The following is a 25,297-nucleotide window of genomic DNA, read 5'->3' as shown; positions in this document are numbered from 1 at the left end:
CTCGTGGCGTCATGGCGTTCCGGCCGGTGGTTCCGGCGGTTGGCCCGGTCTGGCTCCCGGTCACGGCGTGTGGCCCACCGGGATGCTTCGTGTTCCAAAATACTGGACCAGGGCGGCCTGGTAGCTTTCCAGCGTGATCGCGGCGGTGCGCTGCCAGCCGAAACCCTGGGCATGCACGGACGCCGCGCGGCCCATGTCCTCCCGGGTGGCAGGGTCGTCGTGCAGGGCCTCGAGCGCGTCGGCCCAGTCGGCGGCCTTGTGGCCCTCCACCAGCAGCCCGGTCCGGCCGTCGAAGATCGCGCGCGAGAGCCCGCCGACCTTCGTGGCCACCACGGGGGTGCCGCAGGCCTGGGCTTCCAGGGCGACGAGTCCGAAGGACTCGCTGTAGGAGGGCATCACCACGACGTCGGCCGAGCGGTACCAGCCGGCCAGCGTGGGCGCGCTGACCGGCGGGTGGTGCGTGACGACGTCGTCCATGCCCGCGGCGGTGATCAGCGCCTTGAGGTCGAAATCCTTCGACCCGCTCACCGCGCCCAGGATGGTGACCTGCAGGTCGATGTCCGGGCGGCGGCCGCGCAGCAGGGCGGCGGCCTTGATCAGGACCTGCGGGCCCTTGAGCCGCTGGATCCGACCGGCGAACAGCAGGTGGAAGCGCCCCGGCAGGACGCCGTGCTGGCTGCGGGCGCGGCTCCGGAAGGCGGGCGTGAACACGGAGAGGTCCACGCCCGGCGGCGCCACGTCGATGCGGTCGGGGTCGGCGTCGTAGTGCGAGACCAGCTCGGCGGCCTCGGTGCCGGTGTTCGCGATCAGCCGCGCGGCGCCGTCGACGATCCGGTGTTCGCCCTCCTCGCGCCGGCGCGGCTCGGGCTGTTCGCCGGACTCCAGCAGCAGGTTCTTGACCTTGGCCATGGTGTGCATGGTGTGCACCAGCGGCACCCCCCACAGCTCCGACAGCTCCAGCCCCGCGACCCCGGAGACCCAGTAATGGGAGTGGATGACGTCGTAGCGGCCATGCGGTTGAAGCTGCTTGATCCGGTCGATTTCGGCGACCATGCTGTGCAGCAGCGCCGGTAGTTCCTCTTTGGGCAGCTTCCTCGGCGGACCGGCGAGCACGTTGTGGACGCAGACGCCCGGGGACGGGTGCTCGACGGCGGCCTGGCCGGCCGCGGTGGACCGGGTGAAGATCTCCACCTCGACGCCGGTCTCCGCCAGGGCCGCGGCCAGGGCGCGGACGTAGACGTTCATGCCCCCGGCGTCACCGGAGCCGGGCTGTTCCATCGGCGAGGTGTGCAGGGAGAGGAAGGCGACGCGGCGGACCAGCGGCATCCTGCTTCCTTCCCTTCGCGCGACGTGGATTCGGTAAAACACTACTCCTGAACCGCTGACCGGTCCGCCGCGGCCGGCGTGCTGCTAACGTGGCGGCTGTGAGCGCAACCGCAGAAACCGTGCCGGCCTCGGCCCCGTGGGAGATCCGTGAGGCCACCGCGGAGGACTGGCCCGCCATCTGGGAGATCCTGGAGCCGGTCATCAGGGCGGGGGAGACCTTCACCTGGGACCCCGACACCACCGAGGTCCAGGCCCGCGACAAGTGGTTTAAGACGGCCCCCGGCCAGACTTTCGTGGCTGTCGGAACGGGCGGGTCCGACGGCATGGTGCTCGGCACCGGCGAGCTGCACCCGAACCAGGGCGGCGGCGGCAGCCACGTCGCCAACGCCGGCTACATGGTCCGCGCCGGGTACGGCGGGCGGGGCGTGGCCCGCGCCCTGTGCGCCTACTCGCTCCAGGCGGCCCGCGACGCCGGGTTCCGCGCCATGCAGTTCAACGCCGTGGTGGAAAGCAACGTCCGGGCCGTCGCCGCCTGGCAGGGCATGGGCTTCGAAATCCTCGGTACCATCCCGGAGGCCTTTAACCACCCGCGGCTGGGCTACGTGGGCCTGCACGTGATGTACCGCAGGCTCTAGGACCCCGTGGCCCAGAGCTAAGACCCCGCAGCCCAGAGCGCCGCGAGGTCAGGAAACGCCGCCTCGTAGCCGGCCAGCAGCCGAGCCGCGAGCTCCTCCGAATCGACCAGCGGGTGCCGGGCGAACGCGGCCAGGGCAGCCTCCCGGCGGCCCCCGGCGTCGGATGCGGACTGCGGGCCGGTGGCCCGGGCCACGCCGCCCGCCGGGGCGGTGGCCCGGACCACGAGCCGTTCGACGTCTTTGACCCGCCGCATCAGCGCCAGTTGCGCCTCCGCGGGCCGGTCCTGCGGGATCGGGACCACACCGTCCGTGCCCACCCGGCAGGGGACCTCGACGACGGCGTCCACCGGCAGTCCCGGGACCGCCGCGGCCGGCGCCCCGCCCGGAATCGGCACCGCGTTGCGGGTGTTGAGTACCAGCTGGGCCTCGCCGCCCCCGGAAAGGGCCCGCATCGCCGCCAGCGCAACGCGCTCGTAGCCGCCGCCGGCCAGGTCCTCCTCGTCGCGGTGCTCCCCGGCCGCCCGGGCCTCGGCCAAGTAACCCTCCTCGCGGGAGCGGCGCGCGGCATCCCAGAGCCGGTACGCGTCCGGGCCGGCGGACGCGAGCCGCGGATAGAGCTCGGCCTGCTGGACGTGGATGGACTCGCCGCGGGTCTGCGCGGCGGCCCGCATGGCGGCGACGGCCCGGGCGGTCTCGTAGTAGTAGAACAGGTACTCGTTCGGCAGGCAGCCCAACTGTGCCAGGAAGGGCTGCGGAAAGAGCCGGCCCTCCTCGAAACCGGCCAGCACCCCGGCGTCGGCAAGCAGGCCGGGCAGGAGGTCCGCGCCGCCGGCCTCCAGCCGGTAGAGCCAGCCCAAATGGTTGAGCCCGTAATACCCCGCGCCGTCGAGCCGGCCTGCCGGGAGCGCGACGCCGGCGGCCCGGGCGGCGCGGTGCACCAGCCCGCCGGCCGAATCGCAGATCCCCACCACCCGCTCGCCGAGCACCGGTACCAGCGCCTCGGTCACCATGCCCGCCGGGTTTGTGAAGTTGACCAGCCACGCCGCGGGGCAGAGGCGCCGCATCGCCTGGGCCAGCTGAAGCATCGGCGGGATGGTGCGCAGGGCGTAGGAGATGCCGCCGGCCCCGGTTGTTTCCTGCCCAAGTAGCCCCAGGTCCTGCGCCACCCGCTCGTCGACGGTGCGTCCGGCCGTGCCGCCGGGCCGGATCGCGGCAAACACCATGTCCGCGCCGGGCAACGCATCGGTCAGGGACGTGGTGGTGCGGACGCGTGGACCGCCACCTGCCCCGCCCGGCTGCTGCGGCATGGCGGCCAGCACGGCCCCGACGGCGGCGAGCCGGCCGGCGTCGACGTCGTACAGCACCAGCTCCCGGACCAGGCCCGCGAACGGCCCGGCGGAGAGCGCCCGGTAAAGCAGCGGCACCCGGAATCCGCCGCCGCCGGCAATCATGAGCCGCATGACTGCAGTCTATTCTGCGGGGCGCCCGGGGGCCCGGAGCGCCGTCTACCGCAGGCCACAGGGACGGCGTAGTGTGCCGTGTATGGACGCGATTCCAGCGCCGCGCTTCGACCCGCTCGCCGCCGTCCGGACCCCGGCGGCGGGTGGCTTCGACCTGCTCCTGACAGGCACCGTGTTCCAGGACATCATCTTCACCGGCCTCCCGCACGCACCCCTGCCCGGCACCGAAATCTGGAGCGAGGGGATGGGCAGCTGCCCAGGCGGGGTGGCGAACCAGGCCATCGCCGCGGCCCGGCTGGGGCTGCGGACCGGGCTTGCCGCCGCGTTTGGCGACGACGGCTACGGCGACTACAACTGGAAGATCCTGGACCGGCAGGAACACGTGGACCTCTCGCTCTCCCGGCGCGTGCCCGGCTGGCACTCGCCCGTCACCGTGTCGCTGAGCGTCGAGAAGGACCGCTCCATGGTCACCCACGGCCACCCGGCGCCCATCACCTCCACCGAACTGATCGGCTGCGCGCCGCCCGCCCTCGCCGCCGTTGCCGAGCTGGGCGAGGAACTGGAACCGTGGGCCGTCGACGCGCACCGGGCCGGCGTGCGGCTTTTCGGCGACGTCGGCTGGGACCCTACCGGCACCTGGGCGCCAGCGCGGCTGGACAACCTGCGGTACTTCCACGCCTTTATGCCCAACCAGCAGGAGGCCATGGCCTTCACCGGCAAGGACAACCCGTGGGCCGCGCTCTACGCGCTCGCGGACAAGGTCCCGGTGGCCGTGGTGACCCTGGGCCCGCAGGGGTCCATGGCGGTGGATTCCGAAACCGGCGAAGAGGAGTGGGTACCGTCGCTGCCGGTCCCGGCCTTTGACCCCACCGGAGCTGGGGACTGCTTCGGGGCGGCCTTTATTGTCGGCTGCCTGGCGGGCTGGCCGCTGGGGGACCGGCTCCGCTTCGCCAACCTGTGCGCGGCCCTGGCCGTGCAGCACGTTGGCGGCTCGCTCGCAGCCCCCGGCTGGGGTGACCTCGCCGACTGGTGGCAGCGCGCCAACGCCCGCAAGGAACGCCAGGGCAGCCAGTGGCTGCGCCGCTACCGTTTCCTCGAAGAGATTGTCCGCAACGTGCCCCCCGAGGCGCAGCGGCGGGCGACGGCGACCATCGCGCACCTCTCCGACGCGTAGCCAGGGTTTGTGGGGTGTGGGGTGGGTTGGGACTGCGCTTGCGGGCGTCCCGGTCGGATGGACATGCCCGTTGCTTGGTTCGAGGAGTGGACATATTCCTAATTTGTCCACTGCTGGCTGTCGGGAATGGGCATGTCCGTTGGTGGGGTGTGGGGCGGGTTTCCTGCAGGGATGGACATGCCCGTTGCCTGGGTCGGGGAGTGGGCATAGTCCTGATCTGTCCACTGGTGGCCGCCGGGGATGGGCATGTCCGTTGGGGGGGCGTGGGCCGGGTTTCCTGGTGAGATGGACATGCCCGTTGCCTGGGGCGGGGAGTGGGCATAGTCCTGATCTGGCCACTGGTGGCCGCCGGGGATGGGCATGTCCGTTGGTGGGGCGTGGGCCGGGTTTCCTGGTGGGATGGACATGCCCGTTGCCTGGTTCGGGGAGTGAGCATATTCCTGATGTGTCCACTGCTGGCCGCCGGGGATGGGCATGTCCGTTGGGGGGGCGTGGGCCGGGTTTCCTGGTGAGATGGACATGCCCGTTGCCTGGGTCGGGGAGTGGGCATATTCCTGATGTGTCCACTACTGGCCGCCGGGGATGGGCATGTCCGTCGGGGAGGGATGGGCATGTCCGGAGGTGCCGGCCGGGTGCGGAATTCAGCAGCAACTGCCGCCACCCGTAGAATCGTAAAGTGATATACCCAGCAGCAACAGGTGATTTCCGGCCCCTGGCGGACGCCGGTCCGGGCCATGGCGAGGAACGGTCGGCCGTGATCGACCTCGAAGCCATCCGGTACAACGTCCGGCGGCTGGCGGCCGTGGCCTCGCCGGCCAAGGTGATGGCTGTCGTCAAGGCCGACGCCTACGGCCACGGTGCCATCCCCGTCGCCCGTGCCGCGCTCAGCGCCGGGGCCAGCTGGCTCGGCGCCGCCCACATTTCCGAGGCGCTGGCCCTTCGCGCCGCCGGCATCGAGGCCCCCCTGCTGGCCTGGCTGCACACCCCCGAAAGCAACTTCGCCGCCGCCGTGGCCGCCGGCATCGACATCGGCTGCTCCGGCTGGGAGCTCGGCCGGATCGTCGCCGCCGCCCGCGAGCAGGAACGCCCCGCCCGGATCCACCTGAAGGTCGACACCGGGCTCGGCCGCAACGGCGCCACCCTGGAGTCCTGGGACACGCTGCTGGGCGAGGCGATGGAATACCAGGACCAGGGGCTGCTGCGCGTTGTGGGGATCTTCTCCCACCTCGCCGTCGCCGACGAACCCGACCGCCCCGAAACCGACGAGCAGCTGGCCGCCTTCCGCGAGGTGCTGGCGATGGCCCAGGACGCCGGCGTCGACCCGGAGGTCCGCCACCTCGCCAACACCCCGGCGACGCTGTCCCGGCCGGACACACACTTTGACCTGGTCCGCGTGGGCCTGGGCGTCTATGGGCTCTCGCCGTTCGAGGGGCAAAGTTCAGCGGAAGTCGGCCTGCGCCCGGCGATGTCCGTCCGCACCGTCGTCGCGCACTGCAAGGACGTGCCCGCCGGCCAGGGCGTCTCCTACGGGCTGAACTACCGCACCGCCGGCAACAGCACCCTCGGCCTGGTCCCGCTGGGCTACGCCGACGGCGTCCCGCGGGTCGCCACCGGCGGCCCCGTCCGGGTGGCGGGTCGGACCTACCCCGTGGTGGGCCGGATCGCCATGGACCAGATGGTGATCGACCTCGGTCCGCTGCACGTCTCCGCCGGTGGGGCCACGCTGCTCGGCGCCGAGGCCGTGCTGTTCGGCGACGGCGCCGACGGCGGCCCCACGGCCGAGGACTGGGCCCGGGCGGCCGGCACCAACAACTACGAGATCGTCACCCGGATCAGCCCGCGGGTGCCGCGCCGGTACATCAACGAAGAGCCCGCGCCCGACGCCGGGGCAGGACAGTGAGCGAAGCGGCCTGGGAGCGGACCCTCACGGTCGGGACCGCCGGGCAGACGCACGCCCTTGCGGCCGCCCTCGGCGCCGGGCTGCAGGCGGGGGACCTGCTGGTCCTCACCGGCGAACTCGGCGCCGGCAAAACCACCTTCACGCAGGGCCTCGGCGAAGGACTCGGCGTCCGCGCCGGGATCATCTCGCCCACCTTCGTGCTGGTCCGGATCCATCCCAACCGGCCGGACGGGCCGCGCCCCGGCGGTCCGGACCTGGTGCACGTCGACGCGTACCGGCTGGAATCGGCCTCCGAAATCGACGACATCGACCTGGAAAACACCATGGACAGCTCCGTGACCGTGGTGGAATGGGGCCGCGGCCGGGTGGAGCACCTGAGCGAGAGCCGGCTCGAGGTGGACCTGCACCGCCAGCTCGGCGGCACTCAGGCCGGCACTCAGGCCGACGCCCAGAACGTCGGATCCCAGCCCGCCGGCGTCGTGCTGGACTTTGACACCGACGACGCCGACGAGCCCCGGACCGTGGTCTTCCGCGGCTTCGGCCCGCGCTGGGCCGAACCGCCCGCCGCCCTGGCGGCTCTCCCGTCCCCGCCCGCGACCCCGGAAACGGACTGACCATGCTGATCCTCGCCATCGATACCTCGGCCGTTGCCAGCGCCGCGCTCGTCTCCGACGATTCGCTGGAATCCGTCGTCGGCAGCTTCGCCACCGCGGACACCCGCAGCCACGCCGAGGTGCTGGCCCCCGGCATCGAGCAGCTGCTCGCCGGCGCGGGCCTTCGCGGCGCCGACGTCGACGCGATTGTCACCGGGGTGGGGCCGGGCCCGTTCACGGGCCTGCGCTCCGGCATCGTCACGGCGCGCAGCCTGGCGTTCGTCTGGGACAAGCCGCTGTACGGGCTGATGAGCCTCGACGCCGTTGCGCTGGAAGTGGCCGAGTCGACGGAGGCCCCGGCCGAGTTCATCGTGGCCACCGACGCGCGGCGCAAGGAGGTTTACTGGGCCCGCTACGCCCAGACCGCCGGCCAGCTCCCGCGGCTGCTGGACGGGCCCCATGTGGGGTTCGCCGCCGAGCTGCCGGACCTTCCCGTTTACGGCGCCGGCGCCGGCCTGTACCCGGACGTCCTGAACGTGGTCCCGGAGTTCTCCGGGCGTCAGCCCGAGGCGCTTTCGCTGGGCCAGTTTGCCCTGGCCCGCCTCGCGGCGGGGGAGCAGCTGTTGGACAGCACCCCGCTGTACCTGCGCGAATCGGACGCGCAGGTCCCCGGGCCGCGGAAGCGCGCGCTGTGACCGCCCCGGACGCCCCGCAGGGCCCGCGACACGGCCCGCCGCAGGGCCCGCCCGGCGTGGAGCTCCGTCCCATGGTTCCCGCGGACATTCCCGCCGTCCACGCCCTGGAGCTCCGGCTGTTCCCGGTGGACGCCTGGCCCCTGCAGATGTTTGCCGACGAACTGACGCAGACCGACACCCGGCGCTACCTCGTTGCGGAAGCCAACGGCGAGATCGTCGGCTACGCCGGGCTGATGTGCATCGAACCCATCGCGGACGTCCAGACCATCGCCGTCGTGCCCGAACGCGAGGGCAAAGGGATCGGGTCGGCGCTGCTGACCGAGCTGATCCGCGAAAGCCGGCGCCGGCATGCCGCCGACGTGCTGCTGGAGGTGCGCGCCGACAACCCCCGCGCCCAGCAGCTCTACCGGCGCTTCGGCTTCGAGCAGATCCACGTCCGGCCGCGCTACTACCGCGACGGCGTCGACGCGCTGATCATGCGCCTGCAACTGCACACCCCTCCGAGCGAAACGGACCGAGCATGAACCATATCGCGCACAGTTCCCAGCCACTGGTGCTGGGAATTGAATCCTCCTGTGACGAGACCGGCGTCGGCATTGTCCGCGGAACCCGGCTGCTGGCCAACACGGTTTCATCCTCCATGGACGAACACGTCCGCTTCGGCGGGGTCATCCCGGAGATCGCCTCGCGCGCGCACCTTGACGCGTTTGTCCCCACCCTCCGGGAGGCCCTCGCCGCGGCGGACGTGACCCTGGCCGACGTCGACGCCATCGCCGTGACGTCCGGCCCGGGCCTCGCCGGGGCGCTCATGGTGGGTGTGTGCGCGGCCAAGGCGCTCGCCGTTGCCACCGGTAAGCCGCTGTATGCGATCAACCACCTGGTGGCGCACGTCGGCGTCGGCCTGCTCGAGCCGGGCGACGGCGTCCCGAGCGTCTTTGCCGGTGGGAATGCGCTGCCTGAGAACCTCGGCGCGCTCCTGGTCTCCGGCGGGCACACCGAGATCCTCCGGATCCGCAGCATCACGGACGACGTCGAGCTCCTCGGTTCCACGATCGACGACGCCGCCGGCGAGGCCTACGACAAGGTGGCGCGGCTGCTGGGGCTGGGCTACCCGGGCGGGCCGGCGATCGACAGGCTGGCGCGCACCGGTAGCGCCAAGGCGATCCGGTTCCCGCGCGGCCTGACCCAGCCCAAGTACATGGGCACCGCGGAGGAACCGGGCCCGCACCGGTACGACTGGTCCTTCAGCGGCCTGAAAACCGCCGTCGCCCGCTGCGTGGAGCAGTTCGAGGCACGCGGTGAGGAGGTGCCGGTCGCGGACATCGCCGCCGCCTTCCAGGAGGCCGTGGTGGACGTGATCACCTCCAAGGCGGTGCTCGCCTGCCGCGAAAACGGCATCACCGAGCTGCTGCTAGGCGGGGGAGTGGCCGCGAACTCGCGGCTGCGCCAGCTCACGGAGCAGCGCTGCATGGCGGCCGGAATTCGGTTGACCGTCCCGCCGCTGGCGCTGTGCACGGACAACGGGGCCATGGTCGCCGCGCTCGGTGCGCAGCTGGTGATGGCCGGAACGGCGCCGAGCGGGATCGGCTTCGCGCCGGACTCCTCGATGCCGGTGACCTCCGTGTCCGCCTAGGCGCAACGCCCGGGAACAGGGACGCGGCGTCCGGGGACCTAGGCTTCGGGGCCCTTGCGCATCTGCTTGACCAGGTCCAGTACGACGGCGCGCAGGTCGCCGCCGTGCTCGGCGGCGACGCGGCGCTGCCGCTGGTAACCGGCGCCCCGCCGGATGATCTTTTCCACGTCGGCCAGTTCGGTGCTGCAGCCGAGCTTCGCGGCCACGGGCTCCAGCCGCGTGAGCGTCTCGCGCAGGTGGTCGGTGACGAGCTGTTCGTTGCCGTCGGCGTCCAGGATGATGATCGCGTCGAGGCCGTACCGGGCCGCACGCCACTTGTTCTCCTGGACGTGCCACGGCGGCATGGTCGGGATGGTGCCGCCGTTGTCCAGGATGGTGGAGAACTCGTCCACGAGGCACTGCGTCAGGGCGGCGATCGCGCCGACCTCCTCCAGCGTGGCCAGCCCGTCGCAAATCCGCATCTCGATGGTGCCGAGGTTGGGCACCGGGCGGATGTCCCAGCGGATCTCCGAGAGGGTGTCGATGACCCCGGTGGTGAACATGTCCTGGACGTAGGACTCGTATTCCTCCCAGCTGGCGAACTGGAACGGCAGGCCCGCCGTCGGAAGCTGCTGGAACATGAGGGCGCGCTGGGAGGCGTAGCCGGTGTCCTCGCCGCCCCAGAAAGGGCTGGAGGCGGACAGCGCCTGGAAGTGCGGGAAGTAGTTGACCAGGCCGTCGAGCACCGGCAGAACCTTGTCGCGGCTGTCCAGGCCCACGTGGACGTGCACCCCGTAGATGACCATCTGCCGGCCCCACCACTGGGTGCGGTCGATCAGCTTGGCGTACCGCTCCTTGTCCGTGACCGGCTGCAGCTGCGGCGGGCTGAAGGGGTGGCTGCCGGCGCAGAAGACCTCCACGCCCATCGGGTCGGTGACCTCGCGCAGCGCGGCGAGGGAGCTGTCCAGGTCCGCCTTGGCTTCGGCCACGGTGGTGCAGATGCCGGTGACGAGTTCCACCGTGTTCAGCAGCAGTTCCTGCTTGATATGGGGATGTTCGTCATCCTCGTTCAGCTCGGGATGGCGGTCGGCCACCCCCCGGAGCACCTCGCCGGCCACCGAGGCCAGCTCGCCGGTTTCGGCGTCGACCAGCGCGAGTTCCCATTCCACACCAAGAGTTGATTGCCTGGATGAAGCGAAATCAATCTTCATGTGGTCCCTTCGCTGTTTTGTTTCGCGCTGTTTTGTCGCCGGCTGTGCTGCTGCCCGCGGCGGCATGCGGTGGCAAGGCAACGGTGCTCCAAGTCTAGTGCAGGGGTAGCATCGAGCTGGTGGCCAAGTTACAGCTGATACGTGAGAGTTTTCACAGAAGAAGCCAGTTGCCGGCGGCCCTGGCGCTCCTGACGGGGCTTGCCGTAGCGGTGGCAGGCTGCGCCGGACCGGAAGCTGCGGGCCCCGGACCGACCCCGGACCGGGGCTCCGCCGCCGGGGCGCCGCCGGCGGCCGACGCCGGGCCCGGGGCCCCGCGACCGCTCGGCTGGGGTCCGGACCAACGCGACGCCGATGCCGCGGCCGGTGCCGTTTCGGGCATGAGCCTTGAGCAGAAGGCCGGGCAGGTGCTGCTGCCGTTCTTCCCCGGGCTCGACTCCGAGGCCCATGCCCGGACCATTGAGCGGCTGCACCTCGCCGGTTCGATCGTGATGGGCGACAACGTCCCTGCCGCCCCTGACGGGCAGGTGGACACTGCCGCCATGCGGGCCGCCGCCGAACGCCTGCAGCGGGCGGCCCGGGCCGACGGCCGCAGCTGGCCCGGGCTGATCGGCGTGGACCAGGAGGGCGGAGCTGTCGCGCGGCTGCGCGCACCCCTGACCGAGTGGCCGGCCCCGATGAGCTACGGCGCCGCGGACAGTGAGCCGCTGGCGTCCGACGCCGGCCGTGCCCTCTCCGCGGAGCTGGCCGGGCTCGGCTTCAACGTCGATTTTGCCCCCACGGCGGATGTCACCGTGGGCCCGGCAGATCCCGCCATCGGCGCCCGCTCGATCTCCGGCAGCGCGGACACCGCGGCGCACGTCGGCATCGCCTTCTCGCGCGGCATGCTGGCGGCCGGGATCCTGCCGGCCGCCAAGCACTTTCCCGGCCACGGCTCCGTGACCGTCGACTCGCACGAGGGCCTGCCGGTCCAGGGCGCCGGCCTGGAGCAGCTGCGCGCCAGGGACCTGAAGCCGTTCCAGGCCGCCATCGACGCCGGGCTGCCCATGGTCATGACCGGGCACATCGCCGTGCCTGCGCTGCAGCCCGGGGTGCCCGCCTCGGTCTCGCCGGCGGCCTACGCGGAGCTGCGCCGGATGGGCTTCAAGGGCGTCGCCGTGACCGATGCCCTCAACATGGGTGCGATCGGGAAGCAGTTCCCCAACGACGCCGCCGCCCCGCTGGCGCTCGCCGCCGGCGCGGACTTGGTGCTGATGCCGGCGTCGGTGGAAACCGCCCACGCCGCCATCGTGGCCGCGGTCCGCAGCGGCTCCCTGCCGGCCGCCCGGCTGGACGAGGCGGCCACCCGGGTGGCCACGATGCAGCTCTGGCGCGCGCGCAGCCTGGCGCCGCAGGGCAGGCCGCCGGGCAGCGGCTCGGCGCTGTCACAAAAAGTCTCCCAGCAGGCCATCACCGTGCTGGCCGGGCCCTGCCGCGGGCCGATGGTCCCGGCCAGCGTTCGGGTGAACGGCGGCTCCGAACAGGACCGGGCCAGGTTCGCGGCGGCGGCCGGCCAGGCCGGCATCCGGATCGGCGACGGGCCGCTCGTGACGCTGATCGGCTATGGCGGAGCTCCGGCGACCGCGGATGTGGCGGTTGCCCTCGACGCCCCCTGGCCGCTGGAGAAGTCCGCCGCGCCCGCGAAAATCGCGCTCTACGGCCGGACCCAGGAGGCCTTCGACGCGCTGCTGGCGGTGCTGGCCGGGAAAGCGACCGCGCCGGGGAAGCTGCCGGTCGCCGTCGGGCCGCAGGGAGCGGGTGCCGGCTGCCGCTGAACCGGGGCCATGGCGTTTAATGGTGCTGTGCCCATCCTGAACAAAGACATGACCCTGTGCATCTCGCTCTCGGCCCGGCCGAGCAACAACGGGACCCGCTTCCACAACCACCTGTATGAACAGCTGGGCCTGAACTGGATCTACAAGGCCTTCGCCCCCACCGACCTCGCCCAGGCCATCGCCGGGGTGCGAGGCCTCGGCATCCGCGGCTGCGCGGTCTCAATGCCTTACAAGGAAGACGTCATAGCCCTGGTGGACGCCATGGACCCGTCGGCGAAAGCCATCGATTCGGTCAACACGATCGTCAACGACGGCGGCACGCTCACGGCCTATAACACCGACTACACGGCAATCGAGCAGCTGCTGGCGCGCAACGCCGTCCCCACGGATTACTCCGTGTGGCTGCTGGGCGCCGGCGGGATGGCGAAAGCCACCGCTGCGGCGCTGCGCGACGCCGGCTTCCGCAACGTCACCGTGGTCGCACGCAACGAGGAGGCCGGCCGGGCGCTGGCCGGGCTCTACGGGTTCGACTGGCGGGCCGACCTCGAGCCGTCCGGCACTGCCGAGCTGCTGATCAACGTGACGCCGATCGGCATGGCGGGCGGCCCCGATGCGGAGGCGCTGCCCTTCCCGCAGGAGGCGATCGGCGCCGCGAAGGTGGTGTTCGACGTCGTCGCGCTGCCGGCCGAGACCCCGCTGGTGAAGGCCGCCCGCGCCGCGGGCAAGCAGGTGATCACCGGCGCCGAGGTCGCCACGATCCAGGCCCTGGAACAGTTTGTGCTCTACACCGGCATCCGGCCCAGCGACGAACAGGTCCGGGCCGCCGAGGAGTTTATGCGGGCCCAGTAGCCCCGGCCGCCGGGACCTGGACCGGCTCCACCGAAATGGCCACCCGCTCCTCGCCGATCCTGGTGAGGACCAGGGTGGCCGTTTTGGTGGCGGAATTCCTGGCGCTCCTGCCGCCCGGGAGCAGCTGTTTGCGCAGTTCCTCCGGGGTCACCGAGGTACCGCGTTTCTTGATGTCCAGGACACCGACGCCGTTGGCCTTGACCCAGGCCTTGAGCGCCTTGACGTTGAACGGCATCACCTCGAGGACTTTGTACGCGCGGGCGAAGGGCGTCTCGCGCAGTTCCGGCGCGCAGATGTAGGCGATGTGTTCATCTACCAGATGCCCGCCGAGCTGCAGCGCGACGTCGGCAACCAGGCCGGCACGGATCACGGCGCCGTCCGGCTCGTAGAGGTAGCCCTCCACGGCCCCCACCGGGGCGGCCGGCCCGGCGTCGAACTCCTCCGAGCTGGTGAGCTCCGCGGCTCCCTGCGGCCCCAGGACCAGGGCGGCGCGGCGGATCCCGGGCCGGCGGACCGCGTTGAACCAGAGGGCCACCTCGGTAACGTCGCCGCCCATCGAGACCCACTGCGCCTCGCAGCCCGCGGGCACGGAGGCGTGCGGCATGCCCGGGCCCATCTTCACGCCGACGGCCCGGCCGGACGCGGCCAGGGACTCCACAAAGGACAGCGGCGGGGAGAAGTCCTCCGGGTCCCAGAGGCGCTTCGTTCCCGAGCTCGACGTAGTGCGGCGGGCCGGGTCGAGCCAGACGCCGTCGATCCCGTCGAGCGGAACGGCGGCGGCATCGGCGTGGACCACGGTGGCGTTCCGGAACGGGATCAGGTTCATGGTGGCGCAGGCCGCGGTGGTTTCATCCAGTTCGACGGCGGTGACCGTGATGTCGAGGGAGGCCAGCGCCATCGCATCCGCCCCCAGCCCGCAGCCCAGGTCCGCCACGTGGGAAATCCCGGCGGCGGCGAACCGCTGCGCATGCCGTGCCGCGACGGCCAGCCGGGTGGCCTGCTCCAGGCCGGCCCGGGTGAAGATCATCTGCCGGGCGAATTCGCCGAACTTGGCCTCCGCCTTGGTCCGCAGCCGGGACTGCGTGAGTGCCGCCGAGACCAGCTCGGGGGAATGGCCGGCTTTCCGCAGCGAGGCGTTGAGCCGGAAGGCCTCCTCCTCGCGGTACGGGCCAAGAGACGCCAGCAGTTCCCAGCCCTCCGGATTCAGGAGCGGGGCGATCTGGTCCTGCGTAGTCTCAGCCATGCCATCAAGCGTAGTTCAGGCGCGGAACGCCCGGCACGACCGATAGGCTGGACGGCATGGACGACAGGGACACAGAGGACTTCGGCGCGGCGGGCACCCGGGAGCCGGGCGACGGGGAAAATCCGGGCCGGAGCGGCCTGGTCCGCTTCGCCCGGCCCGCGCTGATTGCGGGCAGTGTGGTGGCGGTCGTCTGCGTGGCGCTGCTGGTGATCATCTTCGCCCTCGACTCCTTCAACGCCACCGTGTATTCCGTTGGCGGCAAGGACGTCACGGACGCCACCGACGAGGCGCGGGCCATCCGCGAAACCTATGCCCCAGCCCGGGTGGGCGGCATGATCTTCCTGGTCCTCGGGGCGCTGGCCGCCCTCGCTGGCGGCTTCGTCATGTACCGCGAACGGAACACCTCCGCGCAGGTCGACGAGGACGACGACGGCCAGGACTGGGACTACGAGGACCTCGCGGGGCAGTAGGCCGCTTTGGCCTTGGCCCGCTTGGCCCGGCGCAGGGTCGGCGCCGGCATGGACTGGGACGGACATACCCATCCTTCGCCGCCAGCACTGGACATATTGCGTATATGCCCATCCGTGGCGGCCAGCACTGGGCATGTCCATCGCCCCCGGACAGCATGTCCATTGCAGCGGGCCGGCGATGAGCACGCTCATCGCCCAGCACCAACAACGGACAAGCTCAGCGCCCGAGGCAACATGTCCGTCCTCCAAGCCGCCGGGCGGGCATGTCCATCGCCGAGCGCCAGCACTGGGCATGTCCATTCCTGGCCGGGCGGGCATGTCCAACGCCGAGCGCCAACGCTGGGCATGTCCGTCCTCCAAGCCACCCGATGAGCATGTCCATAACCGCGTTCACCGACGACGAACTTTCTGGCACTCACCTTGACCGAGTGCTAACTCCTTACATAGAGTCGTCATTGGCACTCTCCCTAGGCGGGTGCTAACACCTGAAGCTTTACCGGCCTGGCTGCTGCCGGCACCGCGACGACGGTCTGTACGCCATGGCACCACAGCTTTAAAGTCCACGAATTTGCTGACGAAAAGGAGAGGTCCGAGTGTCGGTCTCTATTAAGCCTCTTGAGGATCGTATTGTTGTCCGCCCGCTCGAAGCCGAGCAGACCACGGCTTCCGGCCTGGTTATCCCGGACTCCGCACAGGAGAAGCCGCAGGAAGGCGAAGTTGTTGCAGTAGGCCCCGGCCGCTTTGACGACAACGGCAACCGCGTTCCCGTCGACGTCGCCGTCGGCGACGTTGTCATCTACTCCAAGTACGGCGGAACCGAAGTTAAGACCGGCGGCGTCGAGTACCTCGTGCTGTCCGCCCGCGACGTTCTGGCGATCGTCGTAAAGTAACTCTCTTGGACCCCCGCGCCGCCGATTCCTTCGCTTTGAACGGAACGGCTGCGCGGGGTTCCGTCTTGAAAGGACAAAACCATGGCAAAGCAGCTCGCGTTTAACGACGCTGCCCGCCGGTCGCTTGAAGCCGGCATCGATAAGCTCGCCAACACGGTCAAGGTGACGCTCGGCCCGCGCGGCCGCAACGTCGTGCTGGACAAGAAGTGGGGCGCCCCCACGATCACCAACGACGGCGTCACCATCGCCCGTGAAGTCGAACTGGACGACCCGTACGAAAACCTTGGCGCGCAGCTTGCCAAGGAGGTCGCCACCAAGACCAACGACGTCGCCGGCGACGGCACCACCACCGCCACCGTGCTCGCCCAGGCCCTGGTCAAGGAAGGCTTGCGCAACGTTGCCGCCGGCGCCGCCCCGGGACAGATCAAGCGCGGCATCGAGGTCTCGGTCGAGGCCGTCGCCGCCCGCCTGCTGGAGAACGCCCGCCCCGTCGAGGGCACCCAGGTGGCCAACGTGGCCGCCATCTCCGCGCAAAGTGACGAGGTCGGCGAGCTGCTGGCCGAGGCGTTCGGCAAGGTCGGCAAGGATGGTGTGATCACCATCGAGGAGTCCTCCACCACGCAGACCGAGCTGGTCCTCACCGAGGGCATGCAGTTCGACAAGGGCTACCTGTCCCCGTACTTCGTCACCGACGCCGAACGCCAGGAAGCCGTCCTCGAGGACGCCCTCATCCTGATCAACCAGGGCAAGATCTCCTCGGTCCAGGAATTCCTGCCGCTGCTGGAGAAGGCGCTGCAGAGCTCCAAGCCGCTGTTCATCATCGCCGAGGACGTCGACGGCGAGGCCCTCTCCACGCTGATCGTCAACCGCATCCGCGGCACCCTGAACGTCGTCGCCGTCAAGGCTCCCGGCTTCGGTGACCGCCGCAAGGCCATGCTGCAGGACATCGCGACCCTCACCGGCGCGCAGGTCGTCTCCCCGGAGCTGGGCCTGAGCCTGGACACCGTGGGCCTCGAGGTCCTCGGCACCGCCCGCCGCATCACCGTGACGAAGGACAACACCACCATCGTCGACGGCGCCGGTTCCGCCGAGGACGTCGCAGCCCGGGTCGCCCAGCTGCGCGCCGAGCTGACCCGCACCGATTCGGACTGGGACAAGGAAAAGCTGCAGGAGCGCCTGGCCAAGCTGGCCGGCGGCATCGGCGTGATCAAGGTCGGCGCAGCCACCGAGGTCGAGCTGAAGGAAAAGAAGCACCGCATCGAGGATGCCGTGTCCTCCACCCGCGCCGCCCTCGAAGAAGGCATCGTGGCCGGCGGCGGCTCCGCCCTCATCCACGCGCTCAAGGCGCTCGATGAGGACCCGGCCGTCCAGGCGCTCGACGGCGACGCGGCAGCTGCCGTGGGCATCGTCCGCCGCGCCCTGACCCAGCCGCTGCGCTGGATCGCCCAGAACGCCGGCTTCGACGGCTACGTCGTCGTCGCCAAGGTGTCCGAGTCCGCGGTCAACCAGGGCTTCAACGCCAAGACCGGCGAATACGAGGACCTGATCGCGGCCGGCGTCATCGACCCGGTCAAGGTCACCCGCGCGGCACTGCGCAACGCGGCCTCGATCGCCGCGCTGGTCCTCACCACCGAAACCCTTGTGGTGGAGAAGCCGGCCGAGGAAGACGAACACGCCGGGCACCAGCACTAAGGTTCCCGCGCACTAGTTCCCGTGCAACAAAAGGGACCGGACCAGCTCCAGCTGGTCCGGTCCTTCTTGTTATGGCGGGCCCCGGCCGGCGCCTGTCAGCGCCCGTCACGTCACGTCAGCGCCCCTGCGCCTGCGCTTTCCGCTGCAGCCGCGCCGCGGCGTCGCGCGGCAGGCGTTTGGTGACCACCCGGTAGAACAGCAGCACCGCCACCGCCGACACGACGATCCCGACCAGGTTCACCAGCAGCTGCAGCGCCGAGCCCGCCGCCTTCTGGTACTCACCGAGCACCAGCGCCACCGCCACAAAACCGGCCGCCGGGACCGTGGTCACCGAAATGAAAACGCCGATTAGGGCCGCCGACCGCCGGCCGATCACGGACAGCATGCCGGCGGTGCCGGCCAGTAGGGCCACAATCAATGAATACGGCCCCGGATGGTAAATGAACTCCACCGCCGAGCCGCGGTCCAGGGCATCGGCGGGAAAAAGACCAAGCGGGACGGAGAGCCAGGCCGTGAACGCCGCCGCCAGCATGGCGACGGGGAACCCCACGCCGAGCGCCAGCGCCGCGCGGCGCCCCAGCCGCCACTGGCGCCGCACCAAGGCCACGGCCAGCGCGGCGAGCGGCCCGAACTCGGGACCGACAGCCATGGCGCCCACAATCGCGATGGTCGAGTCGGTGACGATCCCGATCGCAGCGAGCTGGGTGGCCAGGACCAGGAACGCCAGGTAGCTCCACGTCAGCCGGGAGTCCTCCCCGGTCTGCCGGGACACCTCATCCCAGATCACGGCGTCCGCGCCCTCGCCGGGGGCAGCCGCCGCGGCCTCGTCCGCGCGGTCGGAGAGCAGCAACTCGGGCGTGGTCACCGAGATCGAGCCGACCTCCTGGACGTTGAGGGCGTGGAGCTTCTCGATCAGCGCCTCGACGGCTTCCCGCGCGACGAAAACCAGGATCACATCTCCCGGCGGGAGCACCGAGGCGCCCGGGTGCAGCGCCACCTCCGCCACTCCAGGCCCGTCCGAACAGCTGTCCACCACAGCACCGGTGAGCTGCTCCGGGACACAAATCCGTAACTGCACGATCACTCGCGGCCTCCTTCGACTCGTTACAGACTAGGGCCTGCTGCGTGGCCGGCGCCCGCAGGCAGACCTCCCAGCGATTGGCGCAGAAAATTACGGTTCAGTAACATTGATGTTTTTGGAAGTGTGCCTGAGGGGTCCCCAGTGTCGATCGAGCGAACCGTAGCCAGCCCGCCGCCCGCATCCGCGGGTTCGCCGGCGCGCCGCAAATCGGGTTACCGGCCCGAGGTGCAGGGCCTGCGTGCGCTTGCCGTCCTGATGGTAGTGACCTACCACGTGTGGCTGGGCCGGGTCTCCGGCGGCGTGGACATCTTCCTGCTCATCTCGGCCTTCCTGATGACCCTGAGCTTCGCCCGGAAGGTGGAGAGCGGGAAGCCGCTGCGCCTGCTGAGCCACTGGCTGCACCTGCTCAAGCGGCTGCTGCCGGCCGTCGTGGTGGTGGTCCTCGCCGTGCTGATCGGCACCTGGGCCATCCTGCCGGCAAGCCGGTGGCCGGACATCCTCGACCAGGCCTGGGCGTCGCTGCTGTACCGGCAGAACTGGCTGCTTGCCGACACCGCCGTCGACTACTACGCCCAGGACCACTCCGGTGCCAGCCCGCTGCAGCACTTCTGGTCCCTATCCATCCAGGGGCAGGTCTTCCTGCTCTGGCCGCTGGTCTTCGCCGGCGCCGCCCTGCTTCACCGTGTGCTGCGCCGGACGAAGCTGGATGACCGGCTGACGGACTACCGGCTGATCCTGGCCCTGGCCTTCGGGACCATCTTTGCCGCGTCGCTGGCTTACTCGATTGACCAGACCGCCAGCAACCAGGCCTACGCGTACTTCGACACCCGGACCCGGCTGTGGGAGTTCGCCCTCGGCTCGCTGCTGGCCCTGGCGCTGCCGCACCTGAAACCGGGCAAGGCGCTGCGCGTGGTGCTGGGCTGGGCCGGCCTGGCCGCGATGCTTTCCTGCGGGCTGCTGCTGACCGTGGACCGGTCCTTCCCCGGTTTCATCGCGCTGTGGCCCACGCTGGCTGCCGCCGCCATCATCGTTGCCGGGCAGAGCGGCAGCCGCTTCGGCGTCGACCGTCTGTTGACGTGGCGCCCGCTGGTGGCCCTGGGCGACAACTCCTACGCCCTCTACCTCTGGCACTGGCCGCTGCTGGTGCTGGCGCTGGCCGGCCTGGGAATCACTGCGCCGGACCTGGTGCAGGGGCTCGCCATCGTGGCCGCCTCCGTGGCGCTGGCCGTGCTCACCACCCGCTACGTCGAGAAACCGCTGCGCGACTGGCACTGGCCGCAGCGCCGCGCGTGGCGCACCGCCGTCGTCATCGCCGCCTGCGGTGCCCTGCTGGCCGGACCCGTCACCGTATGGCAGAGCCAGCTGATGGCCGATGAGGCCGCCGCCGCGGCCCAGCCCCGGGAGCTGACCCCCGGCGCCGCCGCGCTGGCGCCGGAGAACGCCGGCAAGCCGACTCCGGACGCCAAGATCATTCCCGGCCCGGCGGCCCTGAAGAACGAGTGGGCCGACATCGACGGGCTCTGCACGGACTCCAACGTGCCCGCGGACCCGCTGCTGGCAGGCTGCCTGCAAAACAGCCGGCCGGACCCCGTGACGAAGAAGATTGTGGTGCTCGGCGACTCCCACGCCCAGCAGTACATGGCCGCCCTGGGCCCCATCGCCAAGAGCCACGGCTGGGAAGTCGTGACCCTGCTCAAGGGCAACTGCCGTTTCGGCGGGGAATCGCCTGAGCGCGATGCGGACTGCAACGCCTTCAACAAGGCGAGCGCCCAGTACGTGCTGGATCACAAGCCGGACGCCGTGTTTACGGTCGCCTCGCTCACGCTCAAGGACGCCCCGTACGAAACCGAGGTGCCGCAGTACCTCGAGGGCATCAAGCCGTTCACCGACGCCGGGATGGAGGTGGTGGGCATCCGCGACAACCCGCGCTTCACCATGAACATGCCCGAATGCGTGCAGAAGAAGGGCGCCGACGCCGCAGCCTGCAACGTTCCGCTGCAGGAATCGCTGGCCGCCTCCTCGCCGCTGGACGCCTACCGGGGCAAGGTCGCCGGACTCCACCTCATGGACCTGAGCGACTTCATCTGCGCCAACGGCACCTGCCCCGCCGTCGTGGGGAACGTCTATGTCTACAAGGACGACAACCACCTCACCAAGACCTACGTCCAAAGCATGATCCCGATGTTCGAGCAGCGGCTGCTCGCCGCCACCGGCTGGACGTGACGCGCGCGGCGCGGCCAGGCATGCCGTTGCTCACATTCGCGGCCCGGAATATGGGGATCGGGCCCGAGGTTCTACTATTTACACAACACTTCTGCACAGGCCACGCCCGTAATGACGGGCTGGTCATCTGCTGCAACCCCTACCCGTGAACCCAGAAACCAAGGTAAGAGGCGCACTCATGACCCAGCCCGAACACGACCCTTTCGGCTTCGTTGGCCTGACCTACGACGACGTCCTGCTGCTGCCGGGACACACCAACGTCATCCCGTCCGAGGCTGACACCTCCTCGCGGATATCCAAGCGCATCACCGTGAACACCCCGCTGCTCTCCGCTGCGATGGACACCGTGACCGAGTCCCGGATGGCCATCGCCATGGCCCGCCAGGGCGGCCTCGGCGTGGTGCACCGTAACCTGTCGATCGCCGACCAGGCCGACCAGGTGGACCGGGTCAAGCGCAGCGAGTCCGGCATGATCACCAACCCGCTGACCATCGGCCCCGAAGCCACGCTCGCCGAGCTGGACGAGATCTGCTCGCACTACCGCGTCTCCGGCCTGCCGGTCGTGGACGAGGGGATGCGGCTGCTCGGCATCGTCACCAACCGCGACACCCGTTTTGTGCCGGAATCCGACTTCCCCATCCGGCTGGTCAGCGACGTCATGACCAAGATGCCGCTCGTCACCGGGCACGTGGGCATCAGCCGTGAGGAAGCCTCGCACAAGCTCGCCACCAACAAGATCGAGAAGCTCCCGCTGGTGGACGAGCAGGGCCGGCTCAAGGGCCTCATCACCACCAAGGACTTCACCAAGGCCGAGCAGTACCCGCTGGCCACGAAGGACGAGGAGGGCCGGCTGCGAGTCGGCGCCGCCATCGGCTTCTTCGGTGACGGCTGGGAGCGGGCCATGGCCCTGATCGACGCCGGCGTCGACGCCCTGTTCGTCGACACCGCCAACGGCCACTCGCAGGGTGTTCTGGACATGATCCGCCGGCTGAAGTCCGATCCGGTTGCTGCGCACGTGGACATCATCGGCGGCCAGGCCGCCACCCGCGAGGGTGCCCAGGCCCTGATCGACGCCGGTGCCGACGGCATCAAGGTGGGCGTGGGTCCGGGCTCCATCTGCACCACCCGCGTGGTGGCCGGCGTCGGCGTCCCGCAGATCACCGCCATCTACGAGTCCGCGAAGGCGGCCATCCCGGCCGGCGTGCCGCTGATCGCCGACGGCGGCCTGCAGTACTCCGGCGACATCGGCAAAGCCCTGGTGGCCGGCGCCGACACCGTGATGCTCGGTTCCCTGCTGGCCGGCTGCGACGAGTCACCGGGGGACCTGATCTTCGTCAACGGCAAGCAGTTCAAGAGCTACCGGGGGATGGGCTCGCTCGGGGCCATGCAGACCCGCGGCAAAAACACCTCCTACTCCAAGGACCGCTACTTCCAGGCCGACGTCTCCGGCGATGACAAGCTCATCCCGGAAGGCATCGAGGGCCGGGTGGCCTACCGCGGCCCGCTGTCCTCGGTGGCGTACCAGCTGGTCGGCGGCCTCCGCCAGACCATGTTTTACACCGGCGCCCCGACCGTCGCCGAGCTCAAGGCCCGCGGCAAGTTCGTCCGGATCACCGCGGCCGGGCTCAAGGAATCCCACCCGCACGACATCCAGATGACCGTGGAGGCACCGAACTACGGTTCGCGCTAATCCCCACCCGCCCCCTAACCTCGCAAGCTCGGTCAGGGAACCCTGCGGGCGTGGGCCCACCCGCCGCTCTCTGAGCCACCCAACCAACTCGCAGCACGGGCCGTTTTGGCGGCCCATAACGGCCCCTGCTGCGAGCTAGTTGGGCAGGGGCGTGTCCTAGGCTGGAGGCATGTCCGAACTCCTGCCCGCGCGCGAGCCCAGGCGCAAACTGGCGCTCCGGCCCTATGCCCGGGCGGTGGCGCAGGTGCTGCGGGTCAGCTTCCGGGCCTCGCCGGCCGCCGTCGTGATGAAAATCGTGGGCTCGCTGATCTCGGCGCTGCTGCCGCTGGTCACCACCTACTTCGCCGCGCTGACCACGACGGCGCTCGCGGCCGCCTACGCGGGCAACGCCGAGGCCGGGCGGCAGGCGATCGTCTACGTCATTATCACGGCCGCGCTCGGCCTGTTCTGGGGAGCGTTCAGCAGCGTGGACCGTTACATCCAGCAGCTCATGAGCTTCCGGGTCGGCGCGATCGTCGGGGACCTGATGTACGAGCGCTTCCTCGCCCTCGACTTCTGGCGTTACGACGACAAGGAGACGGTGGACCTCTACGACCGGGCCAAGCGCTTCTCCGATTCCTACGCCCGCGTCCTGGACCGGATCGCCGCCATCTTTACGCAGCTGGTCTCGGTGATCCTGGCGATCGGCGCGCTGCTGCTGGTCAGCTGGTGGATCGCCGTGATCGTGCTGGTCGCGATCGTGCCCAGCGTCTACCTGCAGTTCAAGCTCTCCCGCGAACAGATCGCGCACTGGAACACCCAGATCGATTCGCGCCGGCAGCGCAGGATGATCGAAACCAACCTGCTGCGGCCGCAGCACATCGCCGAAATGCGGCTGTACGGGATCGTCGGCTACCTGATGGGGCTGCGCTCCCGGCTCCGGGACGCGGACGAAAAGCGCCGGCTGGACTTCCAGAAGCGCTACATTCCCAAACAGCTCGCGGCCGACGCGCTGCAGTACGGCGCCGAGGTGGTCTCGCTGATCTGGGTGGTGGGCCAGATCATCGCCCGGGCGCAGCCGGTGGGGCAGTTCCTCTACGTCCAGCAGATCGTCAGCCGCGCCCTCTCCACCGCCAACAGCCTGGTCTCCTCGCTCAGCTCCATCGACGAGGACCTGGCGAACCTCAAGGACTACGAGCTGTTTATGGCGCTGCCGGTGCACTCCGACCAAGCCCCGCCCCTGCTCCAGGCGCCCACGGCCGTGGAACTGCGCGACATCCGTTTCACTTACACCGGCAGCGAGCTGGAGGTCATCAAGGGCATCTCGCTGACCATCCGGCAGGGCCAGCACATCGCGATCGTGGGAGAGAACGGCGCCGGCAAGTCCACCCTGATCCGGATCCTCGCCGGGCTGTACCGCCCGGATTCCGGGCAGGTTCTGCTCGACGGCGTCGACCTCGCCGCCGTCGACGTGAAGTCCTGGCACCGTCAGCTGGCGGTGCTCAGCCAGGAGTTCCTGAAATACGAGTTCGCCACCGCAGCGGAGAACATTTTCTTTGGCGACGTCGATGCGCCGCGGGACGACGCGCGGATCCGCCGCGCCGCCGCCGACGCCGAGGCCCTCGAGTTCATCAACAAACTGCCCAACGGGCTGGACAACCACGTGAGCAACTGGATGGAGGATCCGCGCGGCCGGAAGGGCAGCGGCCTCTCCGGCGGCCAATGGCAGCGCCTGGCCATGGCCCGGAACTTCTACCGCGACGCGTCCTTTATGGTGATGGACGAGCCGACGTCGGCGATTGACGCGCTGGCCGAGCACCGGATCTTTTCCCGGCTCTTCGCCGACCGCAGCAGCACGATCATCGCCATCAGCCACCGGCTCGCCACCATCGAGAAGGCGGACATCGTCTACATGCTGGAGGACGGCCGGATCGTGGAGCAGGGCACGCACCGGGAACTCGTGGCGCTGCGCGGCCGCTACTTCCGGATGTTCGAATCCCAGCTGGCCGTGGACGAGGCCTAGGAACCCGTCACGGTGGTGCGCACCCGGGCCAGGCTGGGGGCGGCGGGAACGCTGCTGAAACCGAAGGAGACCGCGGGCCGCACGGCGGCAAGCGCCCCGGCGTCGGTGCCGTCCCAGCTCACGCGGGCCGCCGTGATGTGGTGCAGGTCCGTCACGCCGTAGTACTCCCTTCGTCCGCCCCGGGCCGTGCCCGCGGTGCGGGCGCCCGGGCTGATTCGGGAAGCGAGCGGGCTGACGGCCCGTAGCCACCGCGGGTGCACCGCCAGCGGACGCGGAACCAGACGCACGACGCTGCCAAGCCGGGTGCGCGCGCCGACGTCGGCCCGGACGCTGAGCGGACCGGCGTCGATGCCGAGCCGGGGTCCATAATGCGACACCGCGAGATCCACCACGCGGGTCTCGTCAAAGTTGTAGACCGAGGCGATGAACGCGCCGATCTCGGCGGTCGGGGCCAGCAGAATCCGTCGGCCGGAGGGCAGTTCCACCATGGCATCGGCGAAAGGGCCGAAGGGGGAACGCTGCCAGAGCCCCAGCACGGCGCGCAGCCCGGATTCCGTTCCCAGCCCGGCGATGTGGCCGTCGAAGCTCCACCCGTTACCCATGCCGCCAGCGTACCTGCCGCCGGACGCCTGTACCGTCCGCGGGCTGCCCGTGACCGTTCCCGGAAGCAACGGATGGGCATGCCCTTCCGTGGCCGCGGCCAATGGACATAACCCCACTATGTCCGTTCCCGGGCGCAA

At 70.2% G+C, this 25,297-nt stretch carries 21 protein-coding genes; 15 read left to right on the top strand and 6 right to left on the bottom strand.

All coding sequences use genetic code 11. The features are described from left to right. Positions 1-60 precede the first annotated feature (60 nt). Positions 61-1,326, bottom strand: coding sequence for a D-inositol-3-phosphate glycosyltransferase (gene mshA / locus ABLI39_RS08335; protein ID WP_349412976.1), 1,266 nt, complete (start codon positions 1,324-1,326; stop codon positions 61-63). Positions 1,327-1,424: 98 nt separating this feature from the next. Here mshA and ABLI39_RS08330 point away from each other — a divergent pair, with 98 nt between their 5' ends. Then, entirely contained in the window at positions 1,425-1,961 is a 537-nt protein-coding gene (locus tag ABLI39_RS08330) for a GNAT family N-acetyltransferase (RefSeq protein WP_349412975.1), read from the top strand. Positions 1,962-1,978: 17 nt separating this feature from the next. Here ABLI39_RS08330 and ABLI39_RS08325 read toward each other — a convergent pair whose 3' ends face one another. Then, entirely contained in the window at positions 1,979-3,421 is a 1,443-nt protein-coding gene (locus ABLI39_RS08325; RefSeq protein WP_349412974.1) for a family 4 glycosyl hydrolase, read from the bottom strand. A gap of 82 nt (positions 3,422-3,503) precedes the next feature. Here ABLI39_RS08325 and ABLI39_RS08320 point away from each other — a divergent pair, with 82 nt between their 5' ends. The 6 genes from ABLI39_RS08320 to tsaD all read left to right on the top strand — a co-directional run bounded on the left by ABLI39_RS08320 (position 3,504) and on the right by tsaD (position 9,416). Then, the gene (locus ABLI39_RS08320) at positions 3,504-4,595 is read left to right on the top strand and encodes a carbohydrate kinase family protein (RefSeq protein WP_349412973.1); all 1,092 of its coding nucleotides are present in this window, start codon (positions 3,504-3,506) and stop codon (positions 4,593-4,595) included. A 676-nt stretch (positions 4,596-5,271) separates the two neighbouring features. Further along, on the top strand, positions 5,272-6,495 hold the full coding sequence (gene alr, locus ABLI39_RS08315) for an alanine racemase (protein WP_502935208.1): 1,224 nt from the start codon (positions 5,272-5,274) through the stop codon (positions 6,493-6,495). Continuing rightward, complete coding sequence (tsaE, locus tag ABLI39_RS08310) at positions 6,492-7,109, top strand: tRNA (adenosine(37)-N6)-threonylcarbamoyltransferase complex ATPase subunit type 1 TsaE (protein ID WP_349412972.1); 618 nt, start codon at positions 6,492-6,494, stop codon at positions 7,107-7,109. Before alr ends, tsaE begins: the two co-directional genes overlap by 4 nt. Positions 7,110-7,111: 2 nt before the next feature. After that, a complete protein-coding gene (tsaB, locus tag ABLI39_RS08305; protein ID WP_349412971.1) occupies positions 7,112-7,783 on the top strand; it encodes a tRNA (adenosine(37)-N6)-threonylcarbamoyltransferase complex dimerization subunit type 1 TsaB in 672 nt (223 codons plus the stop codon). Positions 7,784-7,854: 71 nt separating this feature from the next. Next, positions 7,855-8,307, top strand: coding sequence for a ribosomal protein S18-alanine N-acetyltransferase (gene rimI / locus ABLI39_RS08300; RefSeq protein ID WP_349412970.1), 453 nt, complete (start codon positions 7,855-7,857; stop codon positions 8,305-8,307). After that, positions 8,304-9,416: a tRNA (adenosine(37)-N6)-threonylcarbamoyltransferase complex transferase subunit TsaD gene (gene tsaD / locus ABLI39_RS08295; RefSeq protein WP_349412969.1), complete on the top strand. Its 1,113-nt coding sequence runs from the start codon at positions 8,304-8,306 to the stop codon at positions 9,414-9,416. The genes rimI and tsaD overlap by 4 nt, the downstream gene beginning before the upstream one ends. 38 nt (positions 9,417-9,454) lie before the next feature. Here the strand turns inward: tsaD and ABLI39_RS08290 are convergent, their stop codons facing one another. Continuing rightward, entirely contained in the window at positions 9,455-10,606 is a 1,152-nt protein-coding gene (locus ABLI39_RS08290) for a glutamate--cysteine ligase (protein WP_349412968.1), read from the bottom strand. Positions 10,607-10,983: 377 nt separating this feature from the next. Here ABLI39_RS08290 and ABLI39_RS08285 point away from each other — a divergent pair, with 377 nt between their 5' ends. Then, complete coding sequence (locus ABLI39_RS08285) at positions 10,984-12,417, top strand: glycoside hydrolase family 3 protein (protein WP_349412967.1); 1,434 nt, start codon at positions 10,984-10,986, stop codon at positions 12,415-12,417. 48 nt (positions 12,418-12,465) lie between these two features. Beyond that, positions 12,466-13,266 carry a shikimate 5-dehydrogenase gene (locus ABLI39_RS08280; RefSeq protein ID WP_349413025.1) on the top strand — a complete coding sequence of 267 codons (801 nt, stop codon included), beginning with the start codon at positions 12,466-12,468 and terminating at the stop codon, positions 13,264-13,266. Here ABLI39_RS08280 and ABLI39_RS08275 read toward each other — a convergent pair. After that, positions 13,250-14,509: a class I SAM-dependent methyltransferase gene (locus ABLI39_RS08275; protein WP_349412966.1), complete on the bottom strand. Its 1,260-nt coding sequence runs from the start codon at positions 14,507-14,509 to the stop codon at positions 13,250-13,252. The two genes, ABLI39_RS08280 and ABLI39_RS08275, sit on opposite strands and share 17 nt — an antisense overlap. Positions 14,510-14,565: 56 nt before the next feature. Here ABLI39_RS08275 and ABLI39_RS08270 point away from each other — a divergent pair, with 56 nt between their 5' ends. From ABLI39_RS08270 to groL, 3 genes are all read left to right on the top strand, one after another. Next, positions 14,566-14,979 (top strand): hypothetical protein, encoded by a 414-nt coding sequence (locus tag ABLI39_RS08270; protein WP_349412965.1) that lies wholly within the window; start codon positions 14,566-14,568, stop codon positions 14,977-14,979. A 593-nt stretch (positions 14,980-15,572) separates the two neighbouring features. Then, entirely contained in the window at positions 15,573-15,869 is a 297-nt protein-coding gene (gene groES, locus ABLI39_RS08265) for a co-chaperone GroES (RefSeq protein ID WP_056737866.1), read from the top strand. Between the two features lie 81 nt (positions 15,870-15,950). After that, positions 15,951-17,561, top strand: a complete 1,611-nt coding sequence (gene groL, locus ABLI39_RS08260; RefSeq protein ID WP_349412964.1) for a chaperonin GroEL — start codon at positions 15,951-15,953, stop codon at positions 17,559-17,561. 115 nt (positions 17,562-17,676) lie between these two features. Here groL and ABLI39_RS08255 read toward each other — a convergent pair whose 3' ends face one another. After that, complete coding sequence (locus ABLI39_RS08255; RefSeq protein ID WP_349412963.1) at positions 17,677-18,645, bottom strand: DUF389 domain-containing protein; 969 nt, start codon at positions 18,643-18,645, stop codon at positions 17,677-17,679. Between the two features lie 144 nt (positions 18,646-18,789). On the opposite strand from ABLI39_RS08255, the gene ABLI39_RS08250 reads away from it, so the two are divergent. From ABLI39_RS08250 to ABLI39_RS08240, 3 genes are all read left to right on the top strand, one after another. After that, entirely contained in the window at positions 18,790-20,865 is a 2,076-nt protein-coding gene (locus ABLI39_RS08250; RefSeq protein ID WP_502935210.1) for an acyltransferase family protein, read from the top strand. Positions 20,866-21,043: 178 nt separating this feature from the next. Then, complete coding sequence (guaB, locus tag ABLI39_RS08245) at positions 21,044-22,555, top strand: IMP dehydrogenase (RefSeq protein WP_349412962.1); 1,512 nt, start codon at positions 21,044-21,046, stop codon at positions 22,553-22,555. Between the two features lie 169 nt (positions 22,556-22,724). Continuing rightward, a complete protein-coding gene (locus ABLI39_RS08240) occupies positions 22,725-24,557 on the top strand; it encodes an ABC transporter ATP-binding protein (RefSeq protein ID WP_349412961.1) in 1,833 nt (610 codons plus the stop codon). Here the strand turns inward: ABLI39_RS08240 and ABLI39_RS08235 are convergent. Further along, positions 24,554-25,159, bottom strand: a complete 606-nt coding sequence (locus ABLI39_RS08235; protein WP_349412960.1) for a hypothetical protein — start codon at positions 25,157-25,159, stop codon at positions 24,554-24,556. The genes ABLI39_RS08240 and ABLI39_RS08235 overlap by 4 nt on opposite strands. Between the last annotated feature and the right edge of the window lie 138 nt (positions 25,160-25,297).

It is taken from the genome of Pseudarthrobacter sp. B907, assembly GCF_040137805.1.
GTDB lineage: Bacteria > Actinomycetota > Actinomycetes > Actinomycetales > Micrococcaceae > Arthrobacter.
The sequence above is the reverse complement of the archived record's forward strand: the minus strand, read 5'-3'. Positions and strand labels throughout refer to the sequence as shown.